Genomic DNA, 203 nt, shown 5'->3' on the forward strand with positions numbered 1-203 from the left:
TCAAGGATTTCCTAATGTATCTCCAGATTATATTGTCTTAGTAGAAAGTGGGGCTACTGGAAGCACCGGACCCACTGGCATCACCGGATCTACTGGAAGCACCGGACCCACCGGCATCACTGGAAGTACTGGACCCACTGGATCCGCTGGTAGTGCTTCAGCAAAAAGTATTGTGTTTCAAGGAACAAATGCTGGTTTTCAAC

Annotated in this window: 1 pseudogene; it reads left to right on the forward strand. The window is 48.3% G+C overall.

The features are described from left to right. Positions 1–203, forward strand: a pseudogene (locus MR079_RS29145) (collagen-like protein); the annotation flags it as partial.

The organism is Bacillus cereus group sp. BfR-BA-01381 (genome assembly GCF_022663555.1).
Classification (GTDB): Bacteria; Bacillota; Bacilli; order Bacillales; family Bacillaceae_G; genus Bacillus_A; species Bacillus_A pacificus.